Annotated in this window: 14 protein-coding genes; 5 read left to right on the forward strand and 9 right to left on the reverse strand. The window is 67.0% G+C overall.

All coding sequences use genetic code 11. The features are described 5' to 3' along the window. Positions 1-550 precede the first annotated feature (550 nt). Positions 551-787: a hypothetical protein gene (locus VD964_RS14800; RefSeq protein ID WP_324869324.1), complete on the reverse strand. Its 237-nt coding sequence runs from the start codon at positions 785-787 to the stop codon at positions 551-553. Positions 788-962: 175 nt separating this feature from the next. Here VD964_RS14800 and bla point away from each other — a divergent pair, with 175 nt between their 5' ends. Then, complete coding sequence (bla, locus tag VD964_RS14805) at positions 963-1850, forward strand: class A beta-lactamase (protein WP_324869325.1); 888 nt, start codon at positions 963-965, stop codon at positions 1848-1850. A 6-nt stretch (positions 1851-1856) separates the two neighbouring features. Here bla and VD964_RS14810 read toward each other — a convergent pair whose 3' ends face one another. The 5 genes from VD964_RS14810 to VD964_RS14830 all read right to left on the reverse strand — a co-directional run bounded on the left by VD964_RS14810 (position 1857) and on the right by VD964_RS14830 (position 8654). After that, a complete protein-coding gene (locus VD964_RS14810; RefSeq protein ID WP_324869326.1) occupies positions 1857-2048 on the reverse strand; it encodes a hypothetical protein in 192 nt (63 codons plus the stop codon). A 96-nt stretch (positions 2049-2144) separates the two neighbouring features. Then, positions 2145-2636: a hypothetical protein gene (locus VD964_RS14815; RefSeq protein ID WP_324869327.1), complete on the reverse strand. Its 492-nt coding sequence runs from the start codon at positions 2634-2636 to the stop codon at positions 2145-2147. A gap of 21 nt (positions 2637-2657) precedes the next feature. Further along, positions 2658-4703 (reverse strand): serine/threonine protein kinase, encoded by a 2046-nt coding sequence (locus VD964_RS14820; RefSeq protein ID WP_324869328.1) that lies wholly within the window; start codon positions 4701-4703, stop codon positions 2658-2660. A 176-nt stretch (positions 4704-4879) separates the two neighbouring features. Continuing rightward, positions 4880-6508 carry a sensor histidine kinase gene (locus tag VD964_RS14825; protein WP_324869329.1) on the reverse strand — a complete coding sequence of 543 codons (1629 nt, stop codon included), beginning with the start codon at positions 6506-6508 and terminating at the stop codon, positions 4880-4882. Between the two features lie 310 nt (positions 6509-6818). Continuing rightward, positions 6819-8654, reverse strand: coding sequence for a class I poly(R)-hydroxyalkanoic acid synthase (locus VD964_RS14830; protein ID WP_324869330.1), 1836 nt, complete (start codon positions 8652-8654; stop codon positions 6819-6821). Between the two features lie 294 nt (positions 8655-8948). Between VD964_RS14830 and VD964_RS14835 the strand changes: the two genes are divergently transcribed. Next, positions 8949-9368: a hypothetical protein gene (locus tag VD964_RS14835; RefSeq protein ID WP_324869331.1), complete on the forward strand. Its 420-nt coding sequence runs from the start codon at positions 8949-8951 to the stop codon at positions 9366-9368. A 206-nt stretch (positions 9369-9574) separates the two neighbouring features. Here VD964_RS14835 and VD964_RS14840 read toward each other — a convergent pair whose 3' ends face one another. Continuing rightward, positions 9575-10990 carry an HlyD family type I secretion periplasmic adaptor subunit gene (locus VD964_RS14840; protein ID WP_324869332.1) on the reverse strand — a complete coding sequence of 472 codons (1416 nt, stop codon included), beginning with the start codon at positions 10988-10990 and terminating at the stop codon, positions 9575-9577. 85 nt (positions 10991-11075) lie between these two features. Further along, positions 11076-12848 (reverse strand): type I secretion system permease/ATPase, encoded by a 1773-nt coding sequence (locus VD964_RS14845; protein WP_324869333.1) that lies wholly within the window; start codon positions 12846-12848, stop codon positions 11076-11078. 329 nt (positions 12849-13177) lie between these two features. Between VD964_RS14845 and VD964_RS14850 the strand changes: the two genes are divergently transcribed. The 3 genes from VD964_RS14850 (at position 13178) to VD964_RS14860 (ending at position 16045) form a co-directional block, all read left to right on the forward strand. After that, complete coding sequence (locus tag VD964_RS14850; RefSeq protein WP_324869334.1) at positions 13178-13705, forward strand: peroxiredoxin; 528 nt, start codon at positions 13178-13180, stop codon at positions 13703-13705. 218 nt (positions 13706-13923) lie between these two features. Next, positions 13924-14961, forward strand: coding sequence for a PHB depolymerase family esterase (locus VD964_RS14855; RefSeq protein ID WP_324869335.1), 1038 nt, complete (start codon positions 13924-13926; stop codon positions 14959-14961). A 7-nt stretch (positions 14962-14968) separates the two neighbouring features. Beyond that, positions 14969-16045, forward strand: coding sequence for a PHB depolymerase family esterase (locus tag VD964_RS14860; protein WP_324869336.1), 1077 nt, complete (start codon positions 14969-14971; stop codon positions 16043-16045). Between the two features lie 195 nt (positions 16046-16240). Here VD964_RS14860 and eno read toward each other — a convergent pair. Continuing rightward, the coding region (gene eno, locus VD964_RS14865) for a phosphopyruvate hydratase (protein WP_324869337.1) at positions 16241-17147 on the reverse strand (907 nt) is incomplete at its 5' end.

The raw sequence follows: 17147 nt of genomic DNA on the forward strand, positions 1-17147 counted from the left end.
TCTTGGCGAGCGGGATGCGGGCGTCGGCGGCGGCCAGCGCCGCGCTGCGGAAGATCAGGTCGACCTTCTCCTGCGGGTAGTCGGCAAAGCGCGCTTGCGCAGCCTTCACCCGGGATATCAGGGCGTTCAGGTCGGAGAGGGATTTGACAGTCGTAACCATGATCGGGCGTCTCCCGTCGGGTGTCGCCATGCGGCCGGCAAACGGGCCCGGAACCTGCGATGTCGCGGTTCCCTGCGGTATGTAGGAAACCTACATCCTCCCTGATCGGTTCGCAAGAGTGGTCATACCACTTGTCGGAATGATTGATCTGGATCATCCGATGGCGCGACCACTTACACGACAGAAGCAACAGTGTTGAGAAAGCTCGAAGCTCTAGAATGTAGTTTAGCTACATCCAAGGTATAGTTCATGACGTACGCCGGAAGGCGCTTCTCTTGACTGGCGGAATGAAGAAAATTAGCGAGCTTGATTGGCTGTCAGCACCGGGCCATGTTGGTGGCTTCCGTCCTACGGCCGTTGAGAGCATGCGTGAAACAGAAACGCCGGTCCTCAGCCGATCCGCCGAAGCGCCAGCCCCGTCGCGGCGATGCGGAGCCCGCCGTCTGCCGTCTCCTCCACCACCTCGCCGCCGTCCAGGCGATAGCTCTTCCCTTCCGGCACCCAGCCGGCCGGGCCGCGGAAAGTGACCATCTGGATGTAGCTGGTGACCTCCACGACCGAATGGACGGTGCCATCCTCGGCCCGCGCCTCGAACCGGCCGGTCTCCATGTCCTGACGCAACGGCATCCGCCTGCTCCCTTCGCCCATCGCTGGCGGTCCATAGGGTGCCACGGCGGCGGCGGACCGGGAAAGCTCTTCCGCCATTAGTTTTATTTTTGGCTTCCGCGAGGAAACCTCGTTTGTTCGCGTGGCGCCGGCTTTCTATCGTCCGGCCATCGCAACGGCAAGGATGGAGGTCGCAATGATCGGAAGACGGGGTTTCCTGGTGGCGACGGGCGGGGCGCTGCTGTTTGCTGCAACTGCGGCGCAGGCGGCGAAAGTCAAGGACTCCGCGGCCGATGGGCTGGCAGAGCGCCTGTCGGCGCTGGAGGGACGGACCGGCGGACGGTTGGGCGTCGCGATGCTCGACACCGGAACGGGCCGGTTGCAGGGCTGGCGCGTGGACGAGCGGTTCCCGATGTGCAGCACCTTCAAATTTCTATTGGCTGCCGCCGTGCTGAAGGCGGTGGACCAGGGCAAGGAGCGGCTGGACCGCCGGATTCCGGTGACATCGGCCGATCTGGTGCCCTATGCGCCCTTCGCGGAAACCCGGCTGAACGGCACGCCGCCGACGGTGGCGGAACTGTGTGAAGCGACGATGACGCTCAGCGACAATGTGGCGGCCAACCTGTTGCTGCCGGGCGTCGGCAACCCGGCCGGCCTCACCGCCTTCCTGCGGGGAATCGGCGACAAGACCACCCGCCTGGACCGCAACGAACCGACGCTGAACACCGCCATTCCCGGCGATCCGCGTGACACCACCACGCCGGCCGCCATGGTGCGCAGCATGGAACGGCTGCTGGTCGGCGAGGTGCTGCGCCCGGACTCCCGCCGGCAGCTGGCCGATTGGATGATCGCCAACAAGACCGGCGACAAGCGGCTGCGCGCCGGGCTGCCGGCCGGCTGGCGTGTCGGCGACAAGACCGGGACCGGCACCAACGGCACCGCCAACGACATCGCCATCCTCTGGCCGGAGAACCGCGCGCCGCTGCTGGTCGCCAGCTACCTGACCCAGACGGCGAAGGACTTCAAGCAGCACGATTCCATCCACGCCGAAGTGGCGCGGGCGGTGGCGGCCAGCGTCGGCTGATCCCGGTCAGACGGGCGTATCGGCGGGAGCCGCATGCGGCGGCCGGGCCCACCGTACGATAGCCCGTACGGCGTTCAGGGCGTTCACATTGTCCTGAATGGGGAAATGCCGCCGCAACTCGACGACCGCCGCCCATTCGCCGCTTTCGTGAAACGCCTTCTGAATGGCGGCGGCTTCATCCTGGCTGACGCTGAACATCCCGACCCCTCGGCCGACCAAGCGGTCCGTACCGCCGATCATGCCCTGCCGCCGGCCCCGGTTGCAAGCAGGGCCTGTCGCAGGGGGCGGGTTCCTTCACGCGCCTTCCATTTCGGCGCCCGGCTCCATGCCGCCGGACTCGTCGAAGTAATCGCCGGCGACGTCCGGTCCCCATTCCTGGACCAGCGCCACCTTCTTCTGCTTCAGCACCTCCACCCGCTTTTCGGCGCGGGTGACCTCCATGCCGGCGACCAGCGGCGGGATGCCGTAATAGAGCCCCCAGCCGACGGCGGCGGCGCTGTACATCACCAGCCAGGCCAGCGGGTCGGCGAAGATCTTCGCGGCGGCGCCGATGGTGTGCTGGTGCTTCCACAAATCGATGGCGAAGGGCATGCAGCCGCAGAAATTCAGCCCGCCGACGGTGATCGGCGCCGATTTGTCGGGATCGCGGTCGACGACATAGGCGACGATGGTCGGGATCATCCCCACCCCGAACAGGATGGTGGTCGGCAGCACGATCAGCGCCGCCGGGATGATCAGCAGGATCAGCGTGAGGGCGCCGCCCTTCTTCTTTTTCTTGCGCGCCATGGCGATCCCCACAATGTCCGGTCAGAAGGCGAAGAGCAGGATGATGCCGGCGACCAGCACGGTCGACAGCAGGCTGGACACGATGGCGGCGACCTGCCGGCCCGACGTCTCGATGATGGCGTTGCGGTCGGCGATGGTGTGGCGGATCTTGTCCATCTCCGCATCCGCCTCGCGATAGGCGATCTGCGCCGCTTCGAATTCCAGCCGGTCGCGCCGCAGCGCCTCGGGGTCGTCGACCACCTTCAGCAGTTCGGTCAGCCGGCCGTTGTGCGCGGCGGCGTCGGCCATCTTGCGCACCTCCTGCTGCTGGGGCCGGTTGTGGAAGCGGCGGAAGGCGGGGTCGAGCAGCGCCACCACCCAGGAAGCCAGATGCGTCAGCCCGTCCACCCCGGTGCGGGCCTGGATGTCGGACAGGATGGTCAGCATGGCGATGACGCGCCGCATCGGCTCCACCCCGCTGCCGAGCTGGGTGAACAGCAGCTCGTCGCCGCGCTTGTTGCGGGCGCCGAGGAAGGCGGCGACCTGCCGGTCGATGGGGTCCTTGTGCCGCTCGCCCCCGGCGGCGATCCAGTCCAGCGCCCGCAGCAGTTCGGCCGGCGTCGTCGGCAGCTGCTTGGCGACCAGGGCGCTCATGCAGGGCATGGTCGGGTTCATCTCGTACAGCACGCGCTCCACCCCCAGCCCGTGGGACGAGCGGTCGAGGAAGCCGCGCAGTTGGTCGAAGGTCTGCACCAGCGGCACGAATTCCGGCTTGAAGTCGGTCTGGACGTTGACCCAGAACATCGGCAGCTGGTTGGCGATCACCTCCGCCACCGCCTGGGGGGATTCGCCGCGCATGAAGGCCTCGGCCAGCATGGTGGCGATGCCGTCCGGCATCATCGCCCGGCCGCGGTAGCGGATGGGGGCGGTCGGGTCCAGCGCGATGCAGACGCGCGCCACCAGCCGGTCGCCCTGGCTGCCGCCCTTGCCGCTGGACGCGGTCTGGATGGCGTTGCCGACCGCCTCCGCCCGCACCTCGTCGCCCATCGACCGGCGCAGCCACTTGTCCAGCTCCCCGCTTTCGATGACGCTTGCGGCGGCTGGGGCGTGGCGGGCGAAGGCGCGGGCCAGCGTGCGGCAGTGCCAGTATTCGGCTCCCTGGAATTCCAGCGGCCGGGCGGCGCGGCGGGAGATCTGCGGCTGTTTCGGGCTGAGCCGGCGGCCGGCGACCCAGAGGTCCAGGTCGTTCAGGGTCCAGCGCTGCTTCGGATCGTCCACCAGCAGGCCGCGCACCACCTCGTTGATCGCCAGCGGCAGCCGGAGCTGCTGGACCAGGGCCGGGTAGGATCCCCGCTCCATCTTCGCCTGCAGGACCGCGTCGTCGTCCAGCCCGGCCAGCGGGTTGCGGCCCAGCGCCAGGATCAGCAGGGTGACGCCCAGCGAATAGAGGTCGTCGGCGATGGTGCCGGTGCCGCGGCCGGCCGGGTTGGCCATGCCGCGCTCGATCGTCTCCAGCAGAACCGGCTGGCCATAGCCGGGCTGCGTGGACACGCAGTCGCCCAGCATCAGCCCGCCACCCGCGAGATCGCGGTAAAACAGGTTGGTCGGGCGGATCGCACCGTGGATCACGCCGCGGCTCGACAGCTCCTTCAGCGCCGACACCAGCGGGTGGATGATCTGCCGGGTCAGCTGGTCTTCCGGCATCGGGTCCAGCGTGTCGGTCAGCGACCCCATCAGCCGCTTGCCGCCCGGCCGTTCGAACACCAGGCAATAGCGCCGGCCGCGGTCCTGCGGCCAGTCCACCAGCCCCCAGTCGAGCAGCCGCATGTGGGTTGCGTTGTCGAGGCTGCCCACCGTGGAGCAGATGTCCATCCGCGGCAGCATCGCGGCGTGGCAGATGATCGCGAAGGGCTCGATCCGCTTCTCGCGCAGAGCCTTGGCGGTGAAGGCGTTGCCGCCGACGGCATTCAGCAGGGGTATCGGCGCGCCGGGCTGTATCTCGTAGCGTTCTGCGAGCTTGACCGGTTCGGCATTGCCCATCGCTGCCGCGGCGGTTCCCATCGTTCCAGTCTGGGCGTCGGAAGGCATGGACGGCGGATCCCCGGGGCGTGCGAATGTGCGCAGGCCTTAGGTGGCGTGAAAAGGGCAAACAAACCCTTAACGTGCGCGTGCGTAACACTATCGGATTGGCCCGGACAGGAAAACCCCCGCCGGGAGCCCCCACCGGCACCTCTCCTCGCGACGCCTGCGGCGGAGGATTCGCGTCACGCCGCCGCCCGTTCCTCCTCGACGCGGAAGGACAGCCCCAGGGAGGTGCCGGCCCCCGCGCCCCATTCCGGCTTCGCCCCTACCTGTCCGGCCAGCATCGAGATCAGCCGCATGCCGGACGACCGGGTCCGGTTCGGCGGCAGCCCGACCCCGTTGTCCGACAGCCGCAGGCGGACTTCGCCCGGTTCGGGCACGGCAAGGTCGAGGCTGATGGTCCCGGCCCGGCCGGGGAATGCATGCTTTGCGCTGTTGGTGATGAACTCGTTGGCGATCAGGCCGAGCGAGACGGCGGTGTCGTGGTCGACATGGATTTCGTCGACCGCCGCTTCGAAGCGGATGGCCCCGGCATGGCCGCGCCCATACAGGGCGACGGAGTTTCCGCACAACTCGCGCAGATACCCGCCCAGCTCGATCCGGCCGATCAGCTTGGCTTCGTACAGCCGGCTGTGGACGAGCCGGAGCGCTTCGATGCGGCCTTCCAACTCCTTCAGGATGCGCTGGGTCTCGTCGCTCTTGCTCTGCCGGCTTTCCAGCGCGAGCAGGGCCATGATCGCTTGCAGGTCGTTCTTCACCCGATGCTGAAGTTCGCGCATCGAGGTCATCCGTTGTTCGTCCGCTTTGCGCAGCTGGTCGGTCGCCTGCCTCATGCTGTCATAGACGGAAGTCAGTTCCTCCATGTCGGCGGGCGGCGGCGGCGGCAGGGTGGCGCCCGGCGTCTGCATCGCTTCCGCCATCCGCGCCAGCCCGACGACCGACCGGGACAACCGCCGGGCATAGTGCAGGACCAGCAGCGATGCGGCACCGAGTGCGAGGCCGCAGATCGCCATGCCGGTCCACAGCGACCGGCGCAGCGGCTCCTCGAAGAAGGCGGCAGGTGCCGCGAAGGTCACCGTCCAGCCGGAAACCGCGGAGCGCGAGAAGGCGAGGGACAGAAGCTCTCCCTCCAGAGCGGGGCCTTCCGACCGTCCTTCGGGTGCAGACTGGATCGCCTCTCTCATCCAGTCGCGGACGGGCTTGCCGATATACTGCTCACTGGCGCGGGTCCGGGCGATGACGATGCCGTTCCGGTCGACGATGCCCGCCACCCAGCCCGCAGGGATCTGCTGGTTGCGCAGCAGGTCTTCCCATTTGGATGCCGCGACCTCCGCCACCAGCGCGAAGCGCCGGCCGTCCCGGCCCTGAACCGGTACCAGGACCGCCGCGACGGGGGTCTTCGAAACCGGATCGTACATCAGGCCGGTGACCCGGGGATGTCCGCTGCCGATCACCTCGGCGATCTGGGTGGAGACATCGGCCGGCTGCGGCGCCGGGGTTCCAGAGGGGGCCGCGGTGGTGAACAGCGTGGCGCCGTCGGCATCGCGCAGGCTCACGGACGACCAGTTGGGATGCATCGCCTGGACGGTTCGGGAGATGCGGCGGAGCTGCTCCGGGTCGCCGCCTTCGGTCACGGCCGCGCCGATGCTCTCGAGTGCCGCCCTGGTGACGAGCAACTGCTGGTCGAGCGCGACGGACAGGGCGCGGGCGGTCACCGACATCTCCGCCTCGGCGAACTCCCGCTGTTCGGAGATGGTGTAGGTGACGAGACCGATGGCGATCAGCGCCATCGAAATCAGGGCGGTGACCACGATCCCAAGAAGATGGGAGCTGATGTTCCGTTGTGTCGACCGCGTGCTGAGGAAGGAATCAGGAGAGAAAATCAAGCTCATGTCTCAACTGCCCGGTATCGGATCCTGCTGACTTCGGCCCCCTGTTCGTCGGCGGGTGAGGACGTTTCAATCCCTTCTTGCCGAAAGCGTCGGAGGATCATGCCAGAACTGCCGGAAACCTCTCTTTGATCCGGGTCAAATCGATTGCCCTGCCGGCTCGGCGGACAAAGAAAAAGCCCCTCTCCGGTCGGGAGAGGGGCCTTCATCATTAGGAGCCCGTTTGTCGGGCCTACTCGTTCTTGACCTTGACGTAGGAGCCGGGGGCGTCTTCCAGGGCGGGGAGGGCGCCGTCGCCGGGCTGCCGGGCCGGGACCTTGCCGTCGGCGTACTGGCCGACCCACTTGTTCCACTCCGGCCACCAGGAGCCGGGGGTCTGGGTCGCCTTCTCCAGCCACTCGTCGGAGGTCTTGGCCAGCTTGTCGCTGGTCCAGTAGCAGTACTTGTTGGCCGCCGGCGGGTTGACGACGCCCGCGATGTGGCCGGAGGCGCCGAGCACGAACTTGACCGGGCCGCTGAACAGCTGGGCGCCGCTGTAGGTGCTCTTCCACGGGGCGATGTGGTCCTCGCGCGCCGAAAGGAACAGCGTCGGGACCTTGACCTTGCCCAAGTCGATCGGAACGCCCTTCAGCGTCACCGCCCCCGGCTGCGCCAGCATGTTCTTCTGGTACATGTTGCGCAGGTAGAAGCTGTGCATCGCCGCCGGCATGCGGGTGCTGTCGCCGTTCCAGTACAGCAGGTCGAACGGGAACGGATCCTTGCCCAGCAGGTAGTTGTTGACGACGAACGACCAGATCAGGTCGTTGGCGCGCAGCATGTTGAAGGTGGTCGCCATCTTGGAGCCGTCGAGATAGCCCTGTTCGGCCATCTGCCCCTCGATGAAGGTCAGCTGCTCCTCGTCGATGAAGACCGACAGCTCGCCGGCTTCGGTGAAGTCCAGCATGGTGGTGAAGAAAGTCGCCGACTTGATGCGGTCGTCCTTCTTGGCCGCCATGTAGGCCAGCGTCGAGGCCAGCAGCGTGCCGCCCAGGCAATAGCCGATGGCGTTGACGTCACGCTCGCCGGTCGCCTTCTGGATGGCGTCCAGCGCCGCCAGCGGGCCTTCGACCATGTAGTCCTCGAAGCCCTTGGCCGCCAGCGTCTCGTCCGGGTTGACCCAGGACAGGACGAACACGGTGTGGCCCTGGTCGACCGCCCACTTGATGAAGCTGTTCTTCTCGCGCAGGTCCAGGATGTAGAACTTGTTGATCCAGGGCGGCACGATCATCAGCGGGCGCTTGTTCACGTCCGGCGTGGTCGGCGTGTACTGGATCAGCTGCATCAGGCTGGTCTGGAAGACGACCTTGCCCGGCGTGACCGCGATGTTCTTGCCCAGCTGGAAGGCGTCGTAGTCGGTCATGGAGATGCGCAGCTCGCCCTTGCCGCGCTCCAGGTCCTTCAGCAGGTGCTCCAGCCCCTTGACCAGATTCTCGCCGCCGCTTTCGATGGTGGCGCGCAGGACCTCCGGATTCGTCATGACGAAGTTGGAGGGCGCCATCGCGTCGACGAACTGGCGGGTGTAGAAATCGACCTTCTTGGCCGTGTGGTCGTCCAGCCCCTCGACCTGATTGACGGTCGACTGCATCCACCGGGCGCTCAGCAGGTAGGACTGCTTGATGAAGTCGAACAGCGTGTTCTCGTCCCAGGCGGCGTCCTTGAAGCGGCGGTCGTCCTTGGCCGGGGCGATGACCGGCTGCGTCTCCTGCCCGAAGAAGCGCTGGGTGGTGCGCTGCCACAGGGTCAGGTAGTCCTGCCACAGCGACATCTGCGCCTGCATCAGCTTGGCCGGGTCGGCCATCATGCGGGTGGTCATCTCCAGGAAGGCATGGCCGACGCCCATCGGATCCGGGCTCTTCGGGCCGGCGCCGTCGGACGCCTGGCGCGCGAGGAATTCGGAAACCAGCCGCTGGCTCTGTTCGGCGATGCGGGTCATCGCCCGCGACATCTCGACCGGGTCGGGCAGCTTGACGTCGGGCACCTGGGGGGAAGCCGGGGTGGAAGCCTGAGGGGGGGCCTTGGTCTCGGCCATGTGCACGGTCCTTCTTCTTTGGGCGGGTGTCGCGTCGTCGGTCACGTCGTATCGGCCACCACGGTCCATATGGCCCAGATAGGGCTTTGGGCCTTGCGGACGGGCGGCTATACAGGCTTGCGGTTGATGTTATCAGCGGGCGTTCTGCACCATGTCGCTGTGGGTGGCGTGCGGCGGTCCGGCCTTCTGGTGCGGTGCGGGAGAAATCCGGAACCTCTCATACACCGCTGATGTGAACATTTCATTTCACGGATCGTCGCACAAGTGCGGCGTCGCGGCCAGACACGGGGAAGGATGATGGTGACGGGCAGTCAGGAAGGCGGTCGGGGCATCGCGGCGACCGGACGGGTGTTCGGCACCCTGATCTTTGTAATGCCAATGGTTTTCGGGCTGACGGCCTGCAGCGACCGGGCGCTGGACACCGGCCTTCTGGGCGCCGTCACCGGCCAGCCCTCGCCGGTCAGCGACAATACGTCGCCCATCCGCGGCATGAGCGGTGAACGTACGGAATATCCCAATCTGGGCACCGTGCCTGCGCGCCCGACCGACCTGACCACGGAAGCGGAGCGCCAGCAGGCGATGGACCGTCTGGCGCAGGACCGTGCGGCATCTCGCCGCACAAAGGAGCAGACGGAGGCGATCCAGGTGCCGGAACCGCTTCCCACCCCGATGGCGGTCCCGCCGCGGCCGGATTTGCGGCCGGGGCGGAGCTGAAGTTTCGGGTAAAGGAAAAGCCCCCGTGCCGGATGGCCGGGGGCTTTTTTGTGCGGGGAGGTTTCGGCTTCGAGTGCCCCCTCCCTAACCCTCCCCCGCCTCTAGCGGTGGAGGGGACTGCCGCCGCTTGGGCGTAAGGCACCCTCTCCCGCGAAGCGGGGGAGGGTCGGGGAGGGGGCAAAGCACCTTCCCCCCCAAGAACCCCATCACTCCTGGATGAACGCCTTCACGTAGGACTGGCTCAGCGGCTGGATCAGGTAATCCAGCGGGGTGCGGGGGGAGAGCACGATGCGGGCTTCCACCGGCATGCCGGCCTTGATCTTCAGGTGACCGACCTCGTGGCTATCGGCGTCCTTCAGGCGGATGCGGGCCAGATAATAGTCCTGGCGGGTGGCGTTGTCGGTCAGGCGGTCGGCCGAGACGTAGGACACGGTGCCGTCGATGGTGCCGACGACGCGGCTGTCATAGGCGGTCAGCTGCACCTTCACCGGCAGGTCGACGGCCATCGACTTGATGTCCTTCGGCTGGATGCGGACCTCGGCCAGCAGGGCCTTGTCGTCGGGGACGATGTCCAGCACCGGTTCGTTGGCGGTGATGGAGCCGCCGACGGCCGGGTGGCCGTAGATCACGACGTTGCCGGCATCCGGCGCCTTGATGGTGCGGTTGTCCAGGCGGTTCCTGGCGTCACGGATCTGCTCGACCAGCTTCTGGGCGTCGCCGCGGGACTTTTCCAGCTCGACCAGCACCTTCTCGCGGAAGTCGCTGCGGCGGCGGACCAGATCGCCCTGGGCGTCGACCGCCTGCTGGCGCGACTGGGACATGCGGGCTTCCAGCGCATGGTCCTGGGCGTGCAACTGGGCATTCTCCTTCTGCGCCGCGACCAGCTTGGTGCGGGTGGAGTTGCCGCGGTCCAGCAGGCCCTGGGTGATCTGGATGTCCTCGTCCGACAGCTTGATCTCACGGGCCAGGAAGGCGCGCTGCTGTTCCAGGCTGCGCACCTCGTCGCCCAGCGTGGCGATGCGGTCCTGGGTCAGCTTGGCCTCGGTCTCCAGCTGGTTGCGGCGAACCTGGAACAGCTTCTCCTGGTTCCGCATGGCGTTGTCGACCGCCGGCTCCTTGGCGCGGCGGGCGGCCAGCTCGGCCGGCCATTCGATCGCCGGCTTCTCGAACATCTCGGCGGACAGGCGCGCCTCGGTCGCCAGCGTGTCGAACAGGGCGACGTTCAGCATCTCCAGCCGGGTCTGCGCCTCGGTGCTGTCCAGCCGCATCAGGACCTGCCCAGCCTCGACCCGGTCGCCTTCCTTGACCAGGATGGCGCTGATCACGCCGCCCTCGGTGTTCTTCACCACCTTGCGGCCGGTTTCCGGGGCCAGCGAGCCCACGGCGCTGATGGCGCTGTGCAGCGGGGCCACCGCCGCCCAGCCGGTCATGCCGCCGAAGCCGACCGCCAGGACCAGGAAGCCGCCCAGCAGCAGGCCGCGCACGCCCGTTTCCGGCATCGCCGCCCGCAGCGCATGGATCGAGGTGATGGTCGCGGTCTTGCGCGAAGGCTTGCCGGCGGGGGTCTCGGGACCGGTGTCGGAGGGGAGCGGGGCGGGGAAACTGGTGGTCATCGTGGTCATGGGACTTCCTTGGCTCTGTCGGGTCGGGCGTCGCCAGCCGGGTAAAAGGGGCCGGATGCTCGGGTCTCAGGGGCGGTGCCGGCGGTCAGCCGGCGGCCCCTGCCGTGGCGGCGGACGGACCGGCCTGAGGGCCGAGATTGCGAAGGCGGGCGAGGTTGACGGCGCCGGGCTGGGCCTGCTGCTGCTCCGGACGCGGCAGCTCCATCGCCATGCCGTTCTTCAGGACGTAGGTGTGGTCCGACATGTCGACGAAGACCGGGGCGTGGGTCATGACGATGGTGGTCGCCCCGCGCTGCTTGGCGGCCGCCACGAAGGCGCGGACGGCCTTGATGCCCAGCTCGTCCAGGCCGGCGGTCGGCTCGTCCAGCACCATCAGCGGCGGCTGGCCGAAGGCGGCGCGGGCAAGGCCGATCAGGCGGGCGCTGGCGCCGGTGATCGGGGACAGCGGGTCGTTGACTTCCGTCTCGTAGCCCATGGGGAGGCTTTCGATCCACTCGTGGATGCCGACGGCCTTGGCGGCCTCCTCCACCTGTTCGCGGGTGGCGCTGGTGAAGCGGGCGATGTTGTCGGCGATGCTGCCGGGCAGGAGATCGACCTGCTGCGGCAGGTAGCCGATGCCGTGTTCGGGAGCGTCGGGGGTCAGGGTGGCGACGGACAGGCCGCCGAGCCGCACCGTTCCCGCCGACGGGAGGGCGACACCGGCCAGCAGTCGGGCCAGGACCGACTTGCCCGAGCGGTTGGGACCGGCGATGCAGACGGTCTCGCCCGGCTCGATCGACAGGTTGACGCTGCGCAGGATCGGCTTCTGGTCGCGGGGGGAGACGAACAGCAGGTTCTCCACCGTCAGGCGTTCGCTCTCCACCGGGACGGCGGGACGCTCCGGCTCACGCGACAGGCGCTTCAGCAGCGGCAGCAGGCGGCGGACGGCCTGTGCGGAGCGGACCAGCCCGCCCCAGGCGCCGGCGGTCTGTTCGATCGGGGCGAGGCCGCGGCCGACCAGCATCGAGGTGGCGATCATGCCGCCGAAGGACAGGTGCTGCTCGATCACCAGCCAGGCGCCGATGCCCGTCACGGCGATCTGCAGGACCATGCGGACCCACTTGGTGGCGGCGCCGATGGAGGCGCTGCGCTCGTAGCCCTGGTTCTGCAGGGCGCTGGCGGTCAGGAAGTCGCGGTTGACGGCATCCAGGGCGGTATCGCCCATGCGCAGGCCGCGCACGGTGTCGGAGCGGGAGGCGAGGGCCTCGAACAGCTTCTGGGCGCGGCCGGCCGGCAGCTTGCTCTCGTCGTTGACGTCCTTGACGGCCACATAGCCGATCCAGCCCATCACGGCCATGATCGCCATCGACACGACCAGGACCAGCGCCAGCATCGGATGGATCACGTAGATGCCGATGACGTAGAGCGGAGCCCAGGGAAGGTCCATCAGCGCCGGCAGCGACGGACGGCCGAAGGCGCCCTTCAGCTCCATCAGGTCGGCGAGCGGGCCATTGTCCGGACGGCCGCGGCCGGCGGCGTCCAGGGCGTCGGCGGTCAGCCGGCGGCGCCACCGCACCTCCAGCGCGTTGCCGGCACGGGCCAGCAGGCGCGAGCGCACCATTTCCAGCACACCGCTCAGCGTAAGCGCGATGACCACGATGAGGGTCAGCATGACCAGGGTGTCGTAGTTGCCGGACGGAATGGCCCGGCTGAACACCTGAAGCGAATAAAGCGGCATGGCCAGCATCAGAGCATTGATGGTGGCGCTGAAGATAAATGTACTAACAAGTACCCTGGTAAAATAGCCGCGGTTGAAAGCCGCTTCCGGCTTATCGATGCCGGTCCCTTGCGTAGTGTTGGACTTGGTCGAAATAGGCATAAACAGCCCTCCAATTGTCACCGGTCGGCACAGTGCCCACTGGATGCAGGCGAGCTCAGGGAACGCGATCTTGGTAAATGGGACCTTAACATCCGGGGGCGTCACAGGATTGCCACGGGATGCCACCACTTTTGCGCAGCTCTACCCCTGTCTTGGCTGCTCTTACGGTCAGACTTGCGGCATTTTGCCGGAAGTGGGTGCATGACTTATTGCCGGTTGGAGGAGGCGGGGGGAGCCGGTATCGTGGCCGGCGTCGGACCCGGAAGGTCCGGATGCGGCGCGGCTCACCCCATTGGCCGACACAGTCGAAACCATATTCGGAGATGAGGATGGAAGGGCGCAAGGTCCCCTCGGTGGTGTTCAAGACCCGTGTGCGCGACGAAAGCGTGGACGGTCCCAATCCGTTCCGCTGGCAGGACGTGGCCAGCGACGAACTGTTCCAGGGCAAGCGCGTCGTTCTGTTCTCCCTGCCCGGCGCCTTCACGCCGACCTGCTCCAACGAGCAATGCCCGGCCTTCGAACGGCTTTACGACGAGTTCAAGGATCTCGGCGTCGACGAGGTCTATTGCCTCAGCGTCAACGACGCCTTCGTCATGTTCCAGTGGGGCAAGAGCCTGAACCTGAAGAAGGTCAAGCTGATCCCCGACGGATCGGGCCACTTCACCCGCCGCATGGGCATGCTGATCGACAAGGACCATCTGGGCTTCGGCTTCCGGTCCTGGCGCTACGCCATGGTGGTCAAGGACGGCGTTGTCGAGAAGTGGTTCGAGGAGCCGGGCATCAACGACGACGGCGAGAACGGCGATCCCTACGGCGAATCCTCGCCGGAGAACGTGCTGGCCTATCTGCGCGGCTGAAGCCGCCGATTCGTTGACCGATGACGGAAGGCCGGCGGGGCGGGGGCTCCGCCGGCCTTTTCCGTGCCCACCGAAAGGCATTGAGCACCATTCGGAAGCCTTCGGGTTGTGAAGCGTCCTGCATGTGCGTGCATCGGATGGCATCTGATCCTTTTCGATAGACAAATGTCATTGCCTTGCTACCTTCCGCATCGATTACCGCGGATGGGGCGTATCAGGTGGCATCGAATCGGCAGGCCCGGAATTTCCTGGTTGCATGGATTGCGGCGCTGACGTTGCTTGCCGCTTTCGCCGATGGGCCGGGCGCCATGGCGGGCAAAGCGGCGCCCCCGCTCCTGCCGCGCAAGGTCGTCATCGAGAAGAGCTCGGCGTCGGGGCTGGCGGCGGGTGCCTTCATGGCGCTCCAGTTCCATGTCGCCCATTCCGCTGAGATCACCGGCGTCGGCCTGGTTGCCGGCGGCCCCTTCCTCTGTGCCGCGGAGAATCCGCTGCTGGCTGCGTCCTGCATGCAGGGCAACGCGCTTTGGCCGCGCGGGCAGTCGCTGTACGAGGCGGCGCAGCCGCTGGCCGCCGCCGGGGCGATCGATCCGCTCGACCGTCTGCCGGAGGCGCAGGTCTACCTGTTCAGCGGACGTGCCGACATGGTGGTGAACCGCAAGGCGGTGGAGGAGGCGGAGGCCTTCTACCGCGCCGCCCGCGTTCCGGCGAACCGGATCCGCCTGGAAGCGGGTCTGGAGGCCGGCAACGGCTTCATCTCACCGGGCGCGCCCAACGACTGCAACGCCAACCGCAGCCCCTACGTCAACGCCTGCGGCGACTACGACCAGGCCGGACGGATCCTGTCGCATATCTATGGCGGCCTGAATCCGCCTGCCCCGGATCTGCCGGCGGCCAGTCCCTTCGACCAGACGCCTTTCGGCGATCCGGAACGGACCGGTCTGGCGCCGGCCGGCTACGTCTATGTGCCGCCGGCCTGTGCGGGGGGATCGGCCTGCGCCGTGCACATCGTCTTTCACGGATGCCGCCAGTCCGCGGCGGAGGTCGGCGACGCGGTGACCACCGGCGCCGGCTTCAACCGCTGGGCGGCCAACAACAATCTGATCGTGCTCTACCCGCAGCTGTCGCCCCGCCGTTCGGCGGACCCGATCGCCTGCTGGGACTGGATCGGCACGACGGGGACGGATTACGCGACGAAGGGCGGGGCGCAGATCGCCGCTGTCCATGCGATGTTGACAACCCTTGCAGGGCAAAGGTGACCCTCCAATGAGCATTTCCAATAAAGTCATTTTGAAATCGGCGCTGGCGGTGTTCGTCGCTCTCGCGCCGCTTCCCGTTGCCGCGCAAAACAGCGCTCAGATCAAGCTGTCCGATCTGAAGCTGAAGATCGATCCGGCGCAGACCACGGTATCCGGCATTTCCTCCGGCGCCTACATGGCCGGCCAGTTCCAGGTCGCCTATTCGGGTCTGGTCAAGGCGGCCGGTCTCGTCGCCGGCGGCCCCTATGCCTGTGCCGAGGTGTCGGAAGGCGGCATCGCCCCGGCGGTGGTGGCGCTGAAGCGCTGCATGGACGTGGCGATGGGCGCGCCGAATGTCGACGCGCTGGTCGCCAACGCCAAGGCCCGCGAGAAGTCGAAGGACATCGACCCGCTGTCCAACATGGCGCAGTCGAAGATCTACCTGTTCAACGGCGACAACGACCTGACGGTGAAGCGCCCGGTCGCCGACGCCACCGAGCAGTTCTACAAGGCGCTGGGCGTGACGGACGCCAACTTCACCTATGTGAAGTTCCCGAAGGCGGCGCATGCCTACATCACCGACGGCTATGGCGCCGCCTGCGACTTCATCCCGAAAGAGGATGAGAAGAGCGAATACATCAACAACTGCCAATACGATCAGGCAGGAGCCATCGTCCGCTTCTTCTACGCCGACGCCAAAATCCCGAATGCTCCCGCCGCGGCCCGCCAGCCGCAGCTGTTCAACCAGGCCCCCTTCGTCGGCGACACCAGCCGCAGCGGCATGGCCAAGACCGGCTACATCTATGTTCCGGAAGCATGCGAGGGCGGCAAGCAGACCTGCCGCATCCATGTCGCCTTCCATGGCTGCAAGATGGCGTCGAACCTGATCGGCGATCATTTCGCCGTGAATGCCGGCTACAACCGCTGGGCCGACGTCAACAACATCGTCGTGCTGTACCCGCAGATCGACGCCAACGCCAAGCCGTCCTCCAACCCCAAGGCCTGCTGGGACTGGTTCGGCTACACCGGCTACGATTTCGCCCGCAAGGGCGGCTTCCAGATGACCGCCGTCCGCAAGATGATCGGCGCGCTCGCCGGGGAGTGAGGTTCGGCGGCGGGTGCCCCCACCCCAAGCCCTCCCCCGCTTCGCGGGAGAGGGTGCCTTATGCGAAGCGGCGGCAGTCCCCTCTCCCACCGGAGGTGGGGGAGGGTTAGGGAGGGGGCAATCGAAGACCGCACCCCACCAACAAAAAAGCCCCTCTCCGGCAATCCGGAGAGGGGCTTCTTCAATTCACCGCAATCAAGCCTTCAGGATGCCGCGGCCGGCGAAGCGGGCGGCGACGCCGAGCTGCTCCTCGATGCGGATCAGCTGGTTGTACTTGGCGAGGCGGTCCGAACGGCTCAGCGAGCCGGTCTTGATCTGGCCGCAGTTGGTGGCGACCGCCAGATCGGCGATGGTGCTGTCCTCGGTCTCGCCGGAGCGGTGCGACAGGACGGCGGTGTAGCCGGCCTTGTGCGCCATATCCACCGCTTCCAGCGTCTCCGACAGCGTGCCGATCTGGTTGACCTTCACCAGGATCGAGTTGGCGACGCCTTGGCGGATGCCTTGGGCCAGACGCTTCGGGTTGGTGACGAACAGATCGTCGCCGACCAGCTGCACCTTGCTGCCGATGGCGTCGGTCAGCGCCTTCCAGCCTTCCCAATCGTCTTCCGCCATGCCGTCCTCGATCGAGATGATCGGGAAGCGGCCGACCAGATCGGACCAGTAGGCGACCATCTGCTCCGGCGACAGCGACTTGCCCTCGCCGGCCAGCTCGTACTTGCCGTTCTTGAAGAACTCGGTCGAGGCGGCGTCGAGCGCCAGCATGACGTCGTCGCCCGGCTTGTAGCCGGCGGCCTCGATGGCCTTCATGACGAAGCCGAGCGCCTCGTCGGTGGAGCCGATGTTGGGGGCGAAGCCGCCTTCGTCGCCGACGTTGGTGTTGTGGCCGGCGTCCTTCAGCTTCTTCTTCAGCGACTGGAAGATCTCGGAGCCCATGCGGATGGCGTCGGCGCCGGTCTCGGCACCCACCGGCATGATCATGAATTCCTGGATGTCGATCGGGTTGTCGGCATGGGCGCCGCCGTTGATGATGTTCATCATCGGCACCGGCAGCAGCGAGGCGAAGGCGCCGCCGACATAGCGGTAGAGCGGCAGGCCGGCATCC

This window comes from Azospirillum sp. (genome assembly GCF_035628975.1).
Lineage (GTDB): Bacteria > Pseudomonadota > Alphaproteobacteria > Azospirillales > Azospirillaceae > Azospirillum.

Coding starts and splice junctions, on each gene's coding strand:
- VD964_RS14800 (WP_324869324.1), bottom strand. CDS start 787: ATGCCGTTGCGTCAGGACATGGAGACCGGCCGGTTCGAGGCGCGGGCC.
- bla (WP_324869325.1), top strand. CDS start 963: ATGATCGGAAGACGGGGTTTCCTGGTGGCGACGGGCGGGGCGCTGCTG.
- VD964_RS14810 (WP_324869326.1), bottom strand. CDS start 2,048: ATGTTCAGCGTCAGCCAGGATGAAGCCGCCGCCATTCAGAAGGCGTTT.
- VD964_RS14815 (WP_324869327.1), bottom strand. CDS start 2,636: ATGGCGCGCAAGAAAAAGAAGAAGGGCGGCGCCCTCACGCTGATCCTG.
- VD964_RS14820 (WP_324869328.1), bottom strand. CDS start 4,703: ATGCCTTCCGACGCCCAGACTGGAACGATGGGAACCGCCGCGGCAGCG.
- VD964_RS14830 (WP_324869330.1), bottom strand. CDS start 8,654: ATGGCCGAGACCAAGGCCCCCCCTCAGGCTTCCACCCCGGCTTCCCCC.
- VD964_RS14835 (WP_324869331.1), top strand. CDS start 8,949: ATGATGGTGACGGGCAGTCAGGAAGGCGGTCGGGGCATCGCGGCGACC.
- VD964_RS14840 (WP_324869332.1), bottom strand. CDS start 10,990: ATGACCACGATGACCACCAGTTTCCCCGCCCCGCTCCCCTCCGACACC.
- VD964_RS14845 (WP_324869333.1), bottom strand. CDS start 12,848: ATGCCTATTTCGACCAAGTCCAACACTACGCAAGGGACCGGCATCGAT.
- VD964_RS14850 (WP_324869334.1), top strand. CDS start 13,178: ATGGAAGGGCGCAAGGTCCCCTCGGTGGTGTTCAAGACCCGTGTGCGC.
- VD964_RS14860 (WP_324869336.1), top strand. CDS start 14,969: ATGAGCATTTCCAATAAAGTCATTTTGAAATCGGCGCTGGCGGTGTTC.